At 55.2% G+C, this 16,023-nt stretch carries 18 protein-coding genes; 1 reads left to right on the top strand and 17 read right to left on the bottom strand.

All coding sequences use genetic code 11. The features are described from left to right. The first annotated feature begins 78 nt into the window (after window positions 1-78). On the top strand, window positions 79-1,053 hold the full coding sequence (locus VN577_10060; protein HWR15163.1) for an HNH endonuclease: 975 nt from the start codon (window positions 79-81) through the stop codon (window positions 1,051-1,053). On the opposite strand, the gene VN577_10055 is transcribed toward VN577_10060, so the two are convergent. The 17 genes from VN577_10055 to VN577_09975 form a co-directional block, all read right to left on the bottom strand. Next, a complete protein-coding gene (locus VN577_10055; GenBank protein ID HWR15162.1) occupies window positions 1,037-2,113 on the bottom strand; it encodes a site-specific DNA-methyltransferase in 1,077 nt (358 codons plus the stop codon). The genes VN577_10060 and VN577_10055 overlap by 17 nt on opposite strands. 11 nt (window positions 2,114-2,124) lie before the next feature. Next, complete coding sequence (locus VN577_10050; protein ID HWR15161.1) at window positions 2,125-3,489, bottom strand: restriction endonuclease; 1,365 nt, start codon at window positions 3,487-3,489, stop codon at window positions 2,125-2,127. Window positions 3,490-4,224: 735 nt separating this feature from the next. Continuing rightward, complete coding sequence (locus tag VN577_10045; GenBank protein ID HWR15160.1) at window positions 4,225-5,316, bottom strand: hypothetical protein; 1,092 nt, start codon at window positions 5,314-5,316, stop codon at window positions 4,225-4,227. A gap of 11 nt (window positions 5,317-5,327) precedes the next feature. After that, on the bottom strand, window positions 5,328-6,329 hold the full coding sequence (locus VN577_10040) for a hypothetical protein (protein HWR15159.1): 1,002 nt from the start codon (window positions 6,327-6,329) through the stop codon (window positions 5,328-5,330). A gap of 94 nt (window positions 6,330-6,423) precedes the next feature. Next, entirely contained in the window at window positions 6,424-7,869 is a 1,446-nt protein-coding gene (locus VN577_10035) for a hypothetical protein (GenBank protein HWR15158.1), read from the bottom strand. Between the two features lie 102 nt (window positions 7,870-7,971). Continuing rightward, window positions 7,972-9,267: an XkdF-like putative serine protease domain-containing protein gene (locus VN577_10030; protein HWR15157.1), complete on the bottom strand. Its 1,296-nt coding sequence runs from the start codon at window positions 9,265-9,267 to the stop codon at window positions 7,972-7,974. 32 nt (window positions 9,268-9,299) lie between these two features. Next, window positions 9,300-10,127: a phage minor head protein gene (locus VN577_10025; GenBank protein HWR15156.1), complete on the bottom strand. Its 828-nt coding sequence runs from the start codon at window positions 10,125-10,127 to the stop codon at window positions 9,300-9,302. Beyond that, window positions 10,120-11,709, bottom strand: coding sequence for a phage portal protein (locus VN577_10020; GenBank protein ID HWR15155.1), 1,590 nt, complete (start codon window positions 11,707-11,709; stop codon window positions 10,120-10,122). The genes VN577_10025 and VN577_10020 overlap by 8 nt, the downstream gene beginning before the upstream one ends. A gap of 43 nt (window positions 11,710-11,752) precedes the next feature. Further along, a complete protein-coding gene (gene terL, locus VN577_10015) occupies window positions 11,753-13,390 on the bottom strand; it encodes a phage terminase large subunit (GenBank protein HWR15154.1) in 1,638 nt (545 codons plus the stop codon). Continuing rightward, window positions 13,390-13,548 carry a hypothetical protein gene (locus VN577_10010; protein HWR15153.1) on the bottom strand — a complete coding sequence of 53 codons (159 nt, stop codon included), beginning with the start codon at window positions 13,546-13,548 and terminating at the stop codon, window positions 13,390-13,392. The genes terL and VN577_10010 overlap by 1 nt, the downstream gene beginning before the upstream one ends. Beyond that, on the bottom strand, window positions 13,545-13,757 hold the full coding sequence (locus VN577_10005) for a restriction endonuclease (protein HWR15152.1): 213 nt from the start codon (window positions 13,755-13,757) through the stop codon (window positions 13,545-13,547). The genes VN577_10010 and VN577_10005 overlap by 4 nt, the downstream gene beginning before the upstream one ends. After that, window positions 13,757-13,981 carry a hypothetical protein gene (locus VN577_10000; protein HWR15151.1) on the bottom strand — a complete coding sequence of 75 codons (225 nt, stop codon included), beginning with the start codon at window positions 13,979-13,981 and terminating at the stop codon, window positions 13,757-13,759. The genes VN577_10005 and VN577_10000 overlap by 1 nt, the downstream gene beginning before the upstream one ends. A gap of 200 nt (window positions 13,982-14,181) precedes the next feature. Next, the gene (locus VN577_09995) at window positions 14,182-14,406 is read right to left on the bottom strand and encodes a hypothetical protein (GenBank protein ID HWR15150.1); all 225 of its coding nucleotides are present in this window, start codon (window positions 14,404-14,406) and stop codon (window positions 14,182-14,184) included. Next, window positions 14,399-14,749, bottom strand: coding sequence for a zinc ribbon domain-containing protein (locus VN577_09990; protein ID HWR15149.1), 351 nt, complete (start codon window positions 14,747-14,749; stop codon window positions 14,399-14,401). The genes VN577_09995 and VN577_09990 overlap by 8 nt, the downstream gene beginning before the upstream one ends. Before the next feature lie 13 nt (window positions 14,750-14,762). Continuing rightward, window positions 14,763-14,942, bottom strand: coding sequence for a hypothetical protein (locus tag VN577_09985; GenBank protein HWR15148.1), 180 nt, complete (start codon window positions 14,940-14,942; stop codon window positions 14,763-14,765). 374 nt (window positions 14,943-15,316) lie between these two features. After that, on the bottom strand, window positions 15,317-15,496 hold the full coding sequence (locus VN577_09980; protein ID HWR15147.1) for a hypothetical protein: 180 nt from the start codon (window positions 15,494-15,496) through the stop codon (window positions 15,317-15,319). Further along, window positions 15,474-16,001 (bottom strand): hypothetical protein, encoded by a 528-nt coding sequence (locus tag VN577_09975; GenBank protein ID HWR15146.1) that lies wholly within the window; start codon window positions 15,999-16,001, stop codon window positions 15,474-15,476. Before VN577_09975 ends, VN577_09980 begins: the two co-directional genes overlap by 23 nt. Between the last annotated feature and the right edge of the window lie 22 nt (window positions 16,002-16,023).

Genomic DNA, 16,023 nt, shown 5'->3' with positions numbered 1-16,023 from the left:
TTAGGCAACAGGAAAAGTCTGGCCTTGAGCGGTGGCATGTGTGACCATGCATTCGTGCCACTTTCTGCGGAAAAACGGTTGCTTGTAGATCGGGTCCGAGATGCGATCTACGACTGTGGCTGGCGGATGATCTTCGAGAATGACGATCATCCGGTACGCATTCGTGCTTTCCGTGGTTCAGCTATCCGCCGACTGCTCCTATACATCTGGCGACTCACGCCGGGAGGCCCAAGGGGCGTCCGTCCAGCAGGGGAACTCAGAATCCAACTGACGGGCGTCGATCCACCGCTGCTACTGGGTCAGGATTTTCAGACGTTACTGCTTGGGTGGCATGAGCCGACGAGGATGTTCGCAGGCTTCGATGTCCAACGTCGGCCACGAGCGTGGGGACATTCCCCAAGCGTTCAGATTCGACAAGAAGCAATCCGTGACGCAGGACGAGGCGGCTTTGGCATCTACCGCAGAGCCACAGGCGGACGAGGGGAAATAGCTGTTGCTTTCTCCCCTGAAGCATTCATGGACTACGTTGAGCAACAAGCAACACTGCACGAGTTCGCCGGAGATGTAGAAGAGTCGGCGGTGCTAACGGAAGCCGCACGTGGCGCTCAAGTTGATTTGGATCACGTCGCCGGACACGGTCGTCGTGAGGCAGTTCGCAGAGTCGTCGAACGAGTCGGGCAAGAAAACTTCAGGACGCGCATCCTTACTGTTTACGACTATGCGTGTGCGGTGTGCGAAGTTCAACTGGAGTTGGTCGAAGCCGCTCACATCATTCCAGTTCCCGCTGGAGGAACGAATCGGACTGCAAACGGTGTGGCGCTCTGCTCTATTCACCATGAGGCGTATGACCGAGCGTTGATCGGGATCAGACCAGACTACAGCGTGGACACGAACGCTGCCGCTCTTCGCCGACTGCGCAGAGTTGATCGACACGGTGGTTGGGACAGCTTCGAGGAGAACCTGCGAGAAGAGATTGTGCTTCCAGATCGGGCACAAGATCGTCCCGATCCGGTCGCATTAGAAGAGGGGCTTCGGCTTAGAGGTTGGCAGTAGCTTTGGCGCTTGCGTCAGCTTTTTTCTTGGAAATTTTTCGTTTCTTGCCACCATCTTCGGAGAGCGGTTCACCATGGTATCCGTTCCACAAAAGTCCCGGACGGGGAACCTTGTAGTAGTCGCCATCCTTCTTTTCAACCTCGAATAGCGGAGATTGAGCGACCTTCTCGGTCTTCGGATTTACGAAGCGACCCCTTGCACCCTTGATGAAATTCTGTTCGAGTTCAACGCATACCCACTTGCGCTTGAGACGCTCCGCGACTTCGCCCGTAACGCAGCTTCCCGCAAACGGATCAACCACCAAATCGCCGGGATCGGTCAACATCCGAATGAAGTATTCAGGTACCGCAGATGGATAACGGGCGTCATGCGGCTTGATGTTGTTCTCTTTGCAGTAGCGCAAGTAATAGCCGTTGCTCTCGGTGTTGGCGACGGCGATCAGGTTCGGCGGAATCGATGCGCCGTTATTGATGCTGAATTTTGTACTGATGTCATGACCTGACGGACGCAGCTTTGCTTTATAGCCGTTCTTCAGCAACCCCTTCATGCTGTCGCTGTACGGCTGCAACACACGACGATTGTCTGCTTTCGGCCACGGTGTCGGGGAGAGCCACCAAATACAGTTGAATGCGTCTTTGACTCGGATTCTCCGAACGGTGACCCATTCTGCCGGAGTCGGCAGCTTCGCTGGATTCCACCAGAAAAACTCCTGTGCAAGATGGAAGCCGAACTCCTCGCACAACATGATCAGAAGCTTGAAGTGGTAGAGGCTGCGAGTCGGCTGTCCCGAAATCCATGCACCGCCGATGTCGATAACGAGGCTTCCGTTGTCCTTCAGAACCCGCTTGAACGCCGTAGCAAAGGGACGGAACCAATCGAGATAGAGATACGAGTCCGCATTGCCGTAGGTTTTCTTCCTCACCAAGCCGAACGGTGGGCTCGTCATGATGAGGTTAACGGATTTTTCTTTGAGTTCGTTCGTGCAGAATTGTTGCGAGTCCCCGTGAACGATCTTTCCACGGCTGGTGCTGAGGCTAACGGGCAATTTGCTCACAGGCATAGGCAGCTTTACTACAGTTCCAACACCTTGAGTTTCATGGCGTGCTTGGCCTCACGGTTCAGCACATCGAGAATGTGAACTGGTGACCCAATAATACCCTCAATATCGCCTCGGTCAATCATTACTATTGCGAGGTTTGAGTCGCGCATGATCTTGTTCGCGTAGCGTCGTGCCTCGCTACCAATATCTCCCGTGCTCACAATCACAATCACGTTGCTCTTCAAGAAATGCGTGAGCCCAACCTCTTTGGCAACATCGTCGAGCGAGACCGTTCCGGTGTTTTTGCACTGAACCTGCCAGCGAGAAAACACCAATCGACCCGACTCGAATATCACATCCACTTCCGCCCCGCCCGTCGCTGCCCCACGCAGGCGAGTCATCACATAATCCAGATCGATGAACCGCATCAGCTTGAACGCAAGCGTCTCAAGCGCCAGTCCCTTGATGTGTTTGTCTTCGGACGACAGTTCCTTGACGATTTCTGCGAGTGGCTTTCGCAGCAGCGGACGCAAGTCTTCGGTCGTCTGCTTTTCGAGTTGCTGAAGTAGCGGTTCGAAAATCTCTTTGAGCAGCTTCTCGGTCGGCTGCACAATCGGAGACTTCGCTCGACTGGTCTTCTCGACCGTGATGTATCCGGCTTTTTCGAGCGGATACAGGATGTCCTTCGCCAAACCCTTTTCGTTGTATTTGAAGCCGTAGGTCGCCGTTGCGAGTTTCTCGACTTCGCTGGCAGATGTCTTTCCAGTCGTACCGAGATTGAGCATCGTGCGGAGAAAGAACCGCTGACCGGGATTGAGCTTGGCAAGTGCCTCAAGTTCCAGTGTGCCGATGCCACGAACTTCTTGCAGCCGCGCTTCGTTGATCCGCCATCCGGAGTGAGAGAAGATACCTGCTCTCTCCAGCCACAGCTTCATCATGCTTGCGTGCTTGCCGCCACGAGGGAAATGAACTCCGCGTTCATCCAGCCATTCACGCAAGCTGTTAAGGTTCACGTCCTCGCCGGACGCTTGCATATCCTGAATCGTTTGGACGAGGGTAGTGCCGTGGAGGTTCAAGAGGATGTGCTTTGCAAGAGCGTCGTGGAGTTCCTTCGGCTTGTCGCGCAGTTCATGGAGCGTCTTGCCAAACTCGGTCAGGGTGGCGTTGTCATCGACGATGCGATATGCACGCAGCCCGAGATTGGTATTGTTCGCCCGTTTGCGACGGTTGTATTCGCTTGTATTGGGAAACTTCTTTTCGCTGAAAAATGCGTCATGGACGGCGTTTTCGAACGCCTTGTTGTCGCCGCCGTGTTTGGCCGCGAACTCCAGCACGGTCTTCAGGTCGATATTCGAGGGAGAGAATTCGCTCCCGAACGGCAAATCGCTTTTTGGCATCGCTCCAATTGCAAGCGTACCTTGCAACGGCCTCCGTTGGCCAGTGGAATTCCTGTTGATTTCAATGACTTAGACGGATCGTCTTTATGTGCCGCACCCCGTCGCGCCGAGGAGACGCAGAGTCGGAGCAGAGGCACCTTTGTAGAAACTGAAAAGAGACCATGTGTACGTGGCACCCGGCGTTGAAAAGCTAGTTCCGGAAGCCTGCAATCCGGTCTGTATGGAACTTACGGTCTCGTAGTACCAGAGGTACGTTTGCGCGAAGGCTCCTCCCTCGCTTGGGCTCAGTCCGGTGAATGGGGAATTGATGGCGGGATTGCTTACACCACCGCTATTCTGAATGAAATGTCCGATGATCAATTCGGTGGCGTGTGTGGTTGTTATTGAGTTGCCAGACCAAGTTGATCGTGGAGTGGTCGAAAATCCAGTCCCACCAACATCGAAAGAGTCCAATTCAGTGAATTCAAAAATAGCGAGGTTAGCAGCACCGCTCAAATTGATGGTGTTTGGGCCAGCCTTACAGTTTGGGGCGCAGTACCAGTTGCCATTATTACCGCCCCCTCCTGTGAGAAGTCCGCTCCACGTATTTCCGGCTGTGTCGCTAACAGTACGCGAGGAGGACAACCACACGATCAACATGTTTCCAGCCGTGTTATTGCTTGAGTAAGCGAGGCTGGCTGGGGAACTGGATACGTTATCCCGCCACTGCACTAATGTAATCGCCATCGTCTGTCCTTATGCGTAGAAGAAGTTCACATCAACCGTGCTGGCTGGTGCGCCACTTCCCGTGCGGGTTAATGTGCATGCGAAGTTGATCGCCGTGCTGAACTGAGTGCCCGTATCCGTCATGACGTTCGCGGCTGAACCAGCCGGAAGACCAATCGACATCGTTGGCGTCGTAGTGCCCACGGTGATTGAAGCGTTTGCTACGTCGTAAATTTGCACGTAGACCGTGGTTGCGTTGCTGTTGAAGATGTGCCAGCCAAACAACTGCCCTGCACTCGCCTTCACCTGAGTCTTGGTTGCACCAATTGAACCGCTGTAGATCGAGAATCCACCCGAAGTCGCCGGGACGATGTTCACATCGCCGATGTTGTTGTTGCCGGATGCAAGAGATGGCAAGGAAGCCAAACTGACAGGCTGCGTTGCTTGCCAGAAAGTTCCAGTGACCGCGATGGAAGCGTTATCGACTGTCGTGTGGATCGAACGCGCTGAACTGTCTCCAGTAGGCATGAAGTTCGTTCCGTCCGTGACCTTCACGGCGGTGCCTGCGCTTAGAGACACGGTGCCGCTGACTGGCTGCGTGGCTTGCCAAAACGTTCCCGTTACAGCAATCGAGGCGTTATCGACGGTCACGTGACCATCGGTGCCAATGCTGACCTTGTTGGTCGTACCCGGCGTCGTTTGATCAATGCCGAACTTGCCAACGATGGCTGAACCCGCAACCAGCGCGGGAAGCGAAGACAGACTGACGGGTTGAGTCGCTTGCCAGAATGTGCCTGTGACAGCGATGGAAGCGTTTTGAATACTGACGTTCGCCGTTCCCTGTTCGTGAACCTTGAGGAAGCCTGATCCGTCGAGTGCGGCGGGTAGTTGTGTGCTCGACACTGGCTGCGTAGCCTGCCAGAAGGTTCCAGTCACCGCCTGAGTCGAGGGGAAATTTGAGATCGATACTGTGCCCGAGACGGTGGCAGTGACAGCCGGAGTGCCGACTATGGTGACCTTCTGATTGCCGTTGGTGTCCAACATCACCGGGCTAATCTGACCGTCAGTGAGTGTTGGCGGCGTCGTTTTGTACTGCCCTTGGTTGTACGGGTTGAAACTCATCTCTTACCTCTTTATAAGATCGAAAAATTTGTGCCGTCGAAGGCGAGATCGACAGACTGGTACTGCAACGGCAACTGAATAGTGGACTGACCATCAATCGTTCCGCTGGTGGTTGCAACCGTCACGACTCCGGTGTTGGTGTTCTTCACCCGATAAATCTTGCCGCTGCTGATCCCGGTCGCCTGAAGCGTAATCGTGAGAGCAGAAGCCGAGTTCGCCAGTACCACGCCGTCTGTTGTGGCCGTTGTGTAGGACGTGGTCTTTGTGGTCAGGTTGGCGTAGAGCGGTGCTTTGCCGTTCAATGCCGTCTGCAAGTCGGTCTGATCACTGAGCGTGCCTGTGATCGATCCCCATGTCGTACCGCCAGCGACCGCCGACGAAGTAACCGTGATCCCACCACTGCCATCGTCCGCTAGCGTGATGTTTGCCCCGGCCTTCAGATTCAGAAGGGTCTGGCTGCCGTTGGTGACGCTGTTCGTCTTGAACGTAACCGCATCCGGGATCGTGGGTTTGTTGCTGAGGTCGGTGTATGACCCGCTCGTGGCCACAGTTGCCAACACGGGCTTGTTCAGGATTTGTGTAACACCACTGCTGGCATTCCAATCGGAATTCACCTGTGCAGCCGGAATCGTAGGTTTGTTAGTGAGATCGAGATACGAACCACTGGTCGCTACCGTTGCGAGACTGGAGGCATCCGCCTTGGATGCAAGATCGGCCGGAAGATTGGCGATGTCCGCCTCAACGAGCGTGACCGCCCCCGTCTTTCCGGCGACTGATGTGACGGGCGAAGAAATTACCGGGAGGTTTACACTCGGCACCTTTCCATCAGGGCCAAGCGGGGCATAGCCGTTCGCAACACCCTTGCTCGACTTGTCCTCTTTTGCTGCGAGAGCGGTATCTACGGCCTGCGCTTTGCTATCCAGCGTATCGAGGTCGCCGTTGATCTGAGCATCCCAATTGGTCGCTCCTCTGTCAGGCTTCGTCAAATTAAGGTAAGGGGTGTTGGTAGGCATGCGTGTCCTTGCCGCAAAAGTAAAAACCCGGTGACGGGATGGCAGGTTTGCCACCACCATCACCGGGTCGTGATGCCCTGTGTATCAGGGGTTATTAAGCCACGTTCTGGATCAGCACCATCGACGGTGGGAAGTAATGCTGCAACACGCCGTCAGCGTAGATACCGAACTCGTACTTGCGAGTACGCAGCGGGTACTGGATGAAGTAGTAGTCACGACGCAGCAACATACGGAACACGTCGGCGACGTTCGAGAGCGGATACGGAATGCTCTTCGAGGTCATCAGAATCGTGCCAGCAGGCAGATACGGGTGAATCTTGATCGGAATCTCTTCGCCCGAGCCGAGACCAAACGGGTTGAGGTAGGATGCGACAACCGCACCAGCCGTCAGGCCGTTAACTCCACCGTTAGCGTCCATGTTCAGACGAACGAGCGGAGCACCGCCGTTGCCAACCACGAGCTTCTTGATCGCCTTCGCCTGAGCCGAGTTCACCCAAATGGTGTCCGGAGTCAAACGGTAGTTGTCCCAACGATCCTGAAGAGCCGCATCGAACTCAACGATGCCACCCGCACCATCACTGGTGAGAGATGCGCCGTCGAGCGACTTGACGTAGGCGTTGCTGCCAGACTTCGCAGCTTGAGCGATCAGACCGTCGAACACCAAAGAGTTGGCCGAGTAGTCAGCCGCAACCTTGGCGTCGTTTGCCTTCTGCGATCCAGCAGACTCGCTGCCGTCGAAGGTGTAGGTGTTGACCGTGGTGATCTTGGTGATAGCAGCCGTCGAAGCGGAACCACCGAGGTACCACACATATGCAGCAGCGCCCGGAACCGCAGCGACCTTGGCAACGATCTTCTGGTTGCCGGAAGTCGGGGTGATCGTGCCAGCAGCCGATACCTGAGCATTGCCGCCGCCGAACAGGTCAACAGAACCGTCAGCGTTGGTGCGCGAAATCTGGCCGGGGCATCCAGCCGCGATGGTCGTACGAGCGAGACCGTCAGCGGTCAGCGCCACGCAGTAGACGTTGGTCGAGCTAAGCGCCAGCGTGCCACCAGTAGCCAGAGTGAGTGTCGGTTGCGGCGTGACGCCGAGACCAAAGGTGCCGTGACCGGAGATCATCAGCTTCTCTTCTTCGATCATGACGCTCTTAAGCAGGTTTTCGCTGCTACGAGCACGCACATCATCGAAGCCTTCCGCTGCGAACTCAGCTTCAAACGTGAAGCTGTTGTCCTGACCGAAGCCAACGAAGGCTGCGGAGTAGTTGGCGACCTGCGGAACGATTTCAGCGTTACGGCTGCCTTCCGAGATACCAGCGGCTACGTTGTTGAGGTTGATTGCGGTGATGGCTTTCCAGTTCGCCTGAGTGCCGCCCTGCGTCTTCACGCGAGGCGTGATGTTACGGAGCGGGGTCAGTACGGGAACGAGAAACTTTGCCGGGGCTTCGAGGTTGTACTGGACGAGGCCCGTGGACTGAGACCACGACGCCTTCTGTACATCGAGTGCCTTCTTAATTTCGGCAGTCTGTTCAGTAAGATTGGACATATATGAATCCCTAAAAACTCAGTTGTGTAGCGACTGAGTGCGCTGTGAGTTTTGGTTTGTACTGCTACGAGCCGCTTTGTTTACCCACTGTCCGGGGAGGCACTAGCCAATGACTGGCATTGCCTTCTCGGGAGCGAGGGCCATCTTGAAGGCGCTTGCGGCGTCCTTCGGTGCTTCTGCCTTTGGTGCTCCGTTGTCCTCAGCCTTGGTGACGGTGATGACACCTTTCACGGGAGCCGGGGTCGCCTTGAGCACAGTCAGGGCATCTGCGATGGTCTTCACCGAATCCACGAGGGAGGTAAGAGCGGCCTTCTGCTCATCCATCTCGGTCTTCAGCCCACTCACAGCTTCGTTAAACTTTTTCTGCACCAGAGCCTCGACGGATTTCTCAACGTCGGTCTGGGCTGGCGCTTCTACCTGTTCGGTCTTTTCAACTTCAGGTTCAGCAGCCTTGTTGGTCGCCTCTTCAGGCTTTACGTCGGTCTTGGTTACTTCAGGTTCAGCAGCCATGGTCATCATTCCTTCTGCTTGGCTCGGGGCATCAGCCGTAAGTTCGGCAGTCTCTTCCGCGACCAAAGCTTGTAAAATCTCTGAGCCTTCATCCAGCCAAGTGCGCAATTGTTCGGGTACGGCGCTACCGTCGCCTTCAATCTCCGCTTCGAACTTGAGGTTCTGGCGAATCCAATTGATCGTCATCAGGCAACAAGCGAGATCGCTAACGTCCCACAGGGATTTGCGGATACCCGCCGACTGGGCCGTCTTCTGTGTGAAGCCAACCATGCGGTCTGCCGTGCCGATCTTTTCGAGCAGAGGCAGGACGGACTTGAACTGTGTCTTGAAGTCAGGCATTACAGTTACTTCATACGGCTTGCTGACAGAAGAGTTGGAATTCTCAGAAGCGGTGAACTTGCGGATTTCAGGGACGCCAGCCTTGATGTACTCGAAGGTGGCTGTGGGAATACACGGCAGATCGACGATGGAGCCTTCGATCATCTTGCCTACTGCATAACGAACTAGCTTCGGGTTAGCCTCATCTTTCTTTCGCCATGCTGCCTTGGCTCCAATCGAGAAGCCTGTATAGCAGCCAGTCTCCACCAGCTTCCATTCGTCATCAGCTTCGATCTTGGCAACAACTTCGACCTGCTTGGCGTCATCGTTAAATTCAAGCTGCGTAAACTTCCCGGCGACCTTCGGGTTGTGCATGACACGCAGGTTGCCCTTCGACTTGCCATCGGTCACCTTGGAGATGCCTTCCGACCACTCCTGAAAAGCCGCCTTGGAAGATTCGTAATCGAGGATTTCCCCGGAAAGATCAGGGGTTTCGGCGGCGAGAACGCCGTACACGAGACGCTGCTCTGCGTCTACTTTGCGAATAGGAATAAAAAGCTGCTCGACCATTTGAGGTACCTACTACCTCATACGGTGATCAGCTACTCTTCTGCGGAATCCAACAGGGATGTCACGAGCACGCAAACGCAATTCGGGTGCGCAGGCGGGGCATCGTCACCGGAACTAAAGGCATCATCGAGGTCGATTACGCCGTCATCTTCGTTATCAGCACAGTCGCAATCAGAACCATCGTCATGTTCTGAGCCTGTAAGCCAACGCTTACCCGTCACCAGCCCCGATGCCTTCCAAGCCTCCATGGTGCCATCGACATGAGCACGAGCTATCTCGGTACGGGCGATGGTTTCTGCCCGGCTGTCGCTGAACATGTACGAATCCATCAGCTTCTTGGCGAACTCATCCACAGTCAGGCCATCGGTGAGAGCAGTCTCGACCATGTCCCTGATCCCCTCACGGGTGGCTTCGGTGATCGCCCACTCTGCTGATGGATTGGGAACCAGCTTGTCGCCGTCCCATTTCATGCCGACCAACTCGGCGGCCCTATCCTTTGCGGCCTGTACCGCTAACTCACTGACCTTGTCGAAGAGATCGTCGTCATCGCTGACTTTGAGAGCGGTTAACGCACGCTTCGCAGCTTCAACCTGAACGTCACTGACGGAACCCGAGAGGGCGTCAATCTCGGCGATCCAAGAATCGAGGTCAAGCTCATCGAGAATGTGGTCACGTTCGCCGCCGATGGCTTTCGAGACACGATGCTCTTCCATGACACGGCGATATGCTTCCACCATGTCGGGGAGCGCGTCCTTCTTCGTCCCCTTGAACATCTTCTTCAGCGTTCTCGCCATGGCACGCTCAGCCTTCCGCTTCTTCGGGTAGGTGGCGGCTGGAGAAACGGTGATCTTCTTAGCCATTGCGTTCGATCTCTAGCAGCTTCGAAACGATCACCGGATCGCGCAATTCGGGATTCAAGTCTTCGAGGATGTCGTTGTAGTGAGCGGCGAGGACGTTGCGGAATTTCTTCGTGTCCTGCTTATCCTTGGGCGTGGGCTCGGTCTCGGGATCAGGCTCACCAGTCTTCGGGGCAGCCGGAGGCGGTACCGCAGACACAGGCTTAGTAGGCATGAGCCCGGCTTCCTGCTTGTCTTCCATGCTCATCACAACTTCGGACAGCGGAACTGGGCCGTTGGGAGTTATTACGGTTCTGACATCGCCATCGTCCCCAATGGGATCGTAGCCAAGCTGGGCAAGAATCTGGTTGCGTGTCAGGATGCCTTCGTCGAGGTAAGTCTTGTGAATTTCTGACTGCGCCTTGGGATCGACAACCTTCTCAGGTACCCAAACGAACTCGATGTCATCGAAACCGAAGAATTTCTGAATCAGTTCGTTGATGAGGTCGCCAACCCAATTCATCAAAGGAACCAGACCCTCATCCTCTGCGGACTCGGCTGCCTGTTCCGCCGACGCACGATTCATCACTTTCGTGAGAGCGGTTGGAGGTAGGGAGAAGGCGAACATGACGATGCGTGCGAACCATTCGTCGGCATCATCCTTCAGCACATCTTGTTTGAGCATGTGCAGTGCGTTGATTTTCGGAATGAACTGGAGACGGCGAGTAGCCGCCAAGTTACCTTGGTTGATAGCGTCAAACTTCTGCTGGAAATTTTCGATCTGATCGGCGCTCCAATCGTCTTCAACTGATGCCAATGCAGGCGGTAGATTGCCTTCCGTGTAGGTGTTCAGCTTCATCAGGTCACGGCGCATGATGATGTTCGCCATGAAAATGATCTGTTCGACCGGGCTGAATCCGTACAGCTTGTGCGCACGGGGATTGCGTGGACGAAATACGAGTTCGTCTGTCGTGAAGTCAGCGTACGGAACGCCCTTGATGATCTGCTGATACGCGGTCTCGGGCGGGAGCGGGGTCGTGCCGTCCAGAGCGATTTTGCGAGTGATCGTGGTTCCATCCATGATCATCAGCGAATAGGGATCACCGCCAAGTGTTTTGCGCATTTGGATCGCAGGAGAGTCGGTGACCAAAACTTCATTGAGCAACTTGTGCAGCCAGCCATCCCATGAAAGTTCCTTGTCCGGCTTCTTGAGTAGAGCCTTAACGTTCTTAATGCGGGGATCGGTTTTGGCTTTTGCTTTGACCTGTTCCGCTGTGGACGAGCCATCATTGATGAGACGAACGTCCCACTTTTGCTTTGTGATCTGGTCTTTGCGAGTCTCGATTGCCAGCGTCACCAACGGGCAGTTTTCAGCCACGTAGCGCATGTGCTCATAGGTCACGACCTCATCGTGACGAGGATTGATGACGAGGTTTATGCCCGTGAGGTAGTCGAAAGCACGGGCCGGGGAACCCTTGGGGGCTACAACCTGTTGAGGCTGGAGAGGAGCAAACCAATTCGCTGCGGGATTCGAGCTTGATGCGTAGCTTTGTCCGCTGACACGAGCTACGAGGCCCGGATCAATATCTTTTCCGTTTAATGCCATGTTAGGTACCTAGTCACTCATACGGAAAATCCGGGCTAAGCCGTTACTTCACCAAGCCATAACGCTTGGCTTCTTCCACGGTGAAGTGGGTCTTGCCTTCGGGGATCGCAAGAGGCATGTCATCAGTGGGATCGGGATCGGGCTGTTCACCCATGAGCAGCTTGTCGTAGTAGGCGAGGAAGGCAGCGCCACCGCCGCCCTTACCCAAACGCATTTCGACTTGCGAGAAGGCATCGCAGTCGTCGTCATGCTTGGCGTTGGGGAAGGTAACGAGGTTTTCGATGAACTCCTCGACCCATGGGCAGATGGACGGATGCGGGAAATACCAGTTGCCGGATTCGACGGTGTAGCTGGCGATCTCCAGACGTTCCTTCTTGTCACCCTTGGGATTGACGGCAATGAGTCCGGGCACCTTGGAACGCAGCGTATCGATGATTGCAGGCCCGTTTGCTTTGTCTTCGACCAAGATTTCTTTGCACCATGGGTGCTTCTTCCGCATTTCCGTGATTGCCTGCAACGTTTGCGTGAATGACATCTGGCGATATGTGCGGTCGATCAAGAAGCGATCCGCTCCACGGACGCCCACGGCCAAGCCGGAGACGTAGTCGTTGTCGCTTTTACCTTTGAAGGTGCAGTCGAATGAAAGCAAGCCCCGCTTGAAATCGGACGGTAGCGACGGGGAGTTGGCGTCGTTGGGATCACCCCAATAGCGAATCCAACTGCGCTTGATGATGTTGCCTTCCTTGGGAGCCGGACGCTGCTGGAACTGCCCCGCGAACTTGCGCGGAGACAGCTTCAAACCCTCAACAACGATGGGAGTATTGCGCTTGGGCGTCAGGACGTTGCCCTTGGGGCGAACGAATGCCTTGTTCGAGATCGGGAACACGATGTCGGTGTCTTGTTCAGCTTCGAGCGGGATGCACAGGTGAACCCACTTATTCTTTTTGGCGAGAAGCATCCCGGTAACGTCATCCTCGTGCAATCTCTGCATGACCAGAACGGCGACATCCTTCGACGGATCATCCTTACGAGTGAGAAACGTGTCGTCAGTCCAGCGATTCGCCGTGGCGCGGTCGCTATCGGACGCAGCCTGCTCAGGGTTGAGCGGATCGTCGAGCACGAGGATGTTGCCGCCGACGCCCGTCAGTGTGCCTTTAACACCAGCCGCCACCATCTGCCCGGTGGCATCGTTGAAAAATTTCGCCTTCTCGTTCTGGTCTTCGCGCAACTGGAACTTACGGCCCCAACGTTGCTGGAACCATTTGGACGTGATCAGGGCACGCCGCTTGACGCTGAAGTCCGTAGACAAGGACAACGCATAAGAAGCCACGATGAATCGTTTGGAGGGATCGTTGATCCAGCACCAGACGGGGAAGATGATTGAAATGATGGTGGACTTCAGGGATCGCGGCGGGACGTTGATGATAAGGCCATCAGCTTCGGGGTAGCGTTCCTTGAACTGACCGTTCGCCACCAGCATCAACCATTCGCAGATGTAGCGGTAGTGCCACGAATCTTGGAGATCAGTCTTGGGCTCCAGAATTTTCCAAGCAACTTTGAAAAATTTGTAGAGATCAAGCTCCATCTGCCGCGTCTCTTCCGCAAATAGGAGTTGATCGACTTCCCGCTTTTCCTCGGGCGTCAACTTATCTAGTTTGTCGGGATTGATCTTCAGTTCCATTACTCTTCAATCACTCTGCGCTTGGCTTCCAAGTACGTCTGGATCAGCGCCTTGTAATGCACGAGGCTCCGGGCCGTGCCCCAATGCCTCTTGGCTCCGAGCAAGTAGCGCCGGGTGCTGACCATGACGTGACGCTTGTCTGGATGTGGGTGCTTCATTTCCGGGCCTTTGCCTTGCACTGCACGCCGATCACGGTGAGGAATGCTGTGTACTCGGTGTCACGGGTAAGCTTGGTAGCAACGAGATCGACTTTCTCGTCGAGCAATTCACCCTTCGAGCCTGCGCCACGGATCACGCTGAACCCTGCTGCACGCAGGAGCTTGCGAATCTCGTGCTCGAAAGCCCGACCTTTACGTGCGGTGTTCATTACGTTTTGGGTTCTTCAGCGACGGGAGCTTCGGCAACAGGCTGAGCCTCAGGCTTGGAGGCTGGAACGGTGAGGTTCACATTGAACTGTGCCAATGGGAAAATCTTCTTCTCTTCGGCAGGGATGCCCACGATGGACACGCCATCAGAGACTTGCACCAGTTGCAGTTGTTCGGGAGAGATGACAGCGACTTCGCCGCCATCGTTAACGATGATGAGTTTCATATGACTCCTTGAATAGCTGCTTACGCAGCGAGATTTGTTTCTGACGTAGAAACTGCTTGCAGTTCACGGCATGCTTGTTGGGGTCAGAGACAGATTCCGGTTGAATCTTCACCTTGCAGTGGCGACAACGAAATTCGCCGAACACAACCGGAACCCTGAGGCATCCGCATGTCTGAATAGTCAAACGTTCGTCCATTTGCTTAACTCCAGAAGCGTTTCCAGAATGACGGCGTGACGATCTCGCCCGTCTCCCGGAACGCTTCTTTGCCAGAGGCGTCGTAGAAACGGTCGCAGTAATAGCCACGGCTGTCGGTGAAACGAAGGACGAGGAATGAGCCTTCAGAGCGGGAGCCTTCGTAAACAACGCCCTCGGGAGCTTGGATCGCTGCGCCGTCAGGCCCGATGATCGAATGCGGCTTAAGCATGATCGGTCTCAGGCACCAACGTGAGCGTGAAGGCTGCGTCCTCGGCGACATCGCCAGTGACTTCGAGCACGAAGTAGCTGGACTCCGCACGAGCGGAGACAATGCCGAGGCCCACAGGCAGGGACAACTTGGTGAAGGGCACCACGACCGCATGCGTCTGCGGCACCGGGGTGAGTGACTTGACCTGCCAGACTTTGGAAAATTTCTGAAAAACTAATTGCGCTGTGGTCTGACAATTGGCGCACGTTGCGTGATACAGATCGATGGCACCATCGACTTCAGGCTGAAGCTCCGGTGCGAGTGTGCTGCCGCATGTCGGACAGAATTTGTTGGGAACGTCCATATTTACTTGATACCTACTTTCCGAGCAGTTCCGTCGAAAGCTTGGTGAGCGTGGCTGAAAACTGTTCGAGTGCGTTGAGCACGGCGTCCTCTTTGGAAGAGAGCAGAGCGTTGATTTCCAGAGCCATGCCTTCGAAGTCATCAGGCTTATGGCTACGAATGATCTGTTGAAGTTGCTGCGGGGTGATGTGCATATTGGTGCTCCTACAGAAGGGGAGCGAAGATGAAAAACAGATTTAGTTATCGGGATTTGATTGGGCACGGTGAATATCTCCTAGAAACCGCGCCCTGTATCGGCTCAAGCCCCCTTACGGGCACCTTGCGGTGTGACAAACATGAGCCCATATCTTGAATTGGCCAGAAATTCTGAAATTTTCAAAACTATCTAGGGTGACACTGCCAGCCAGCCTCCGGCCCCATCCGATTGTTTCGAGCCGGGGGTAGGGTACCGAAAGACATCTCAGGACGGGCGATCCGGCCTCCATGCCTCGCAAGCCCCATGCCTAAGCGTTTGCTCCCCTGCCTCTATGGCAGGAAGGCATATGCCTCGCATGCGTGCCTCGAACTATCAACGACTTAGCCTGCGACCCTTAGGCTTTTGATCCCCTGCCATGGGCTGAGAACCACTCGCCTTGCCAGTCTCGATCTTGGTATTCAGCACGCCGATCATGTCCTGCACAGCCGCGACTTGGGCCTTCAGCATCGCAACCTCGTAGCGTAGTTGATCAATCGTTTCCGCTAGTGTCATCCATGCCCTCGGGTAATGCCTTCATCTCGGCAGGAGCCAAGTCTTCAAACTCTGCGTCGATCACTTCGACCTCTGCCAGTCTGAGCAATCGTTGCCTACGCTCGTCGTCTGACAGATTGATTACTTCTAACGCCCCACCGTCCGCACCAGCGATGCGCATTGGAACCTTGCCCTCAGTACGGTCTGTAATCTCTTTAGCGGCTGCCAGAGAGGTTGCTGGCTTCTGTTCGAGGTAAATAGCCTTCATGCTCGTGCTGAGCGCCAGAAGGTCACCAAACGTGATTCCACTGCCTTTTAGCCCCTCGTACTTATCAATCAACATTTCGTCGGGTACTTCCATGGCGAGGATGCGGTTGTAGGCTTGGGTGATGAGCCCCACAGCCTTAGGCATCCCGGATGGATTACCGGACTGCCCCGCCTGCCAACGGTGCCCCTTCTTGAGGTTCGCCATTCGCCGGGCCATGCCTGTGAGTTCGATCTTGTCGTCTTGTGGTGCGTCTGCCATGCACTAACTCATACGGTCTGAG

Source organism: Terriglobales bacterium, from assembly GCA_035561515.1.
Lineage (GTDB): Bacteria > Acidobacteriota > Terriglobia > Terriglobales > Acidobacteriaceae > DATMXP01.
This window is presented reverse-complemented; position numbering and strand designations above follow the sequence as displayed.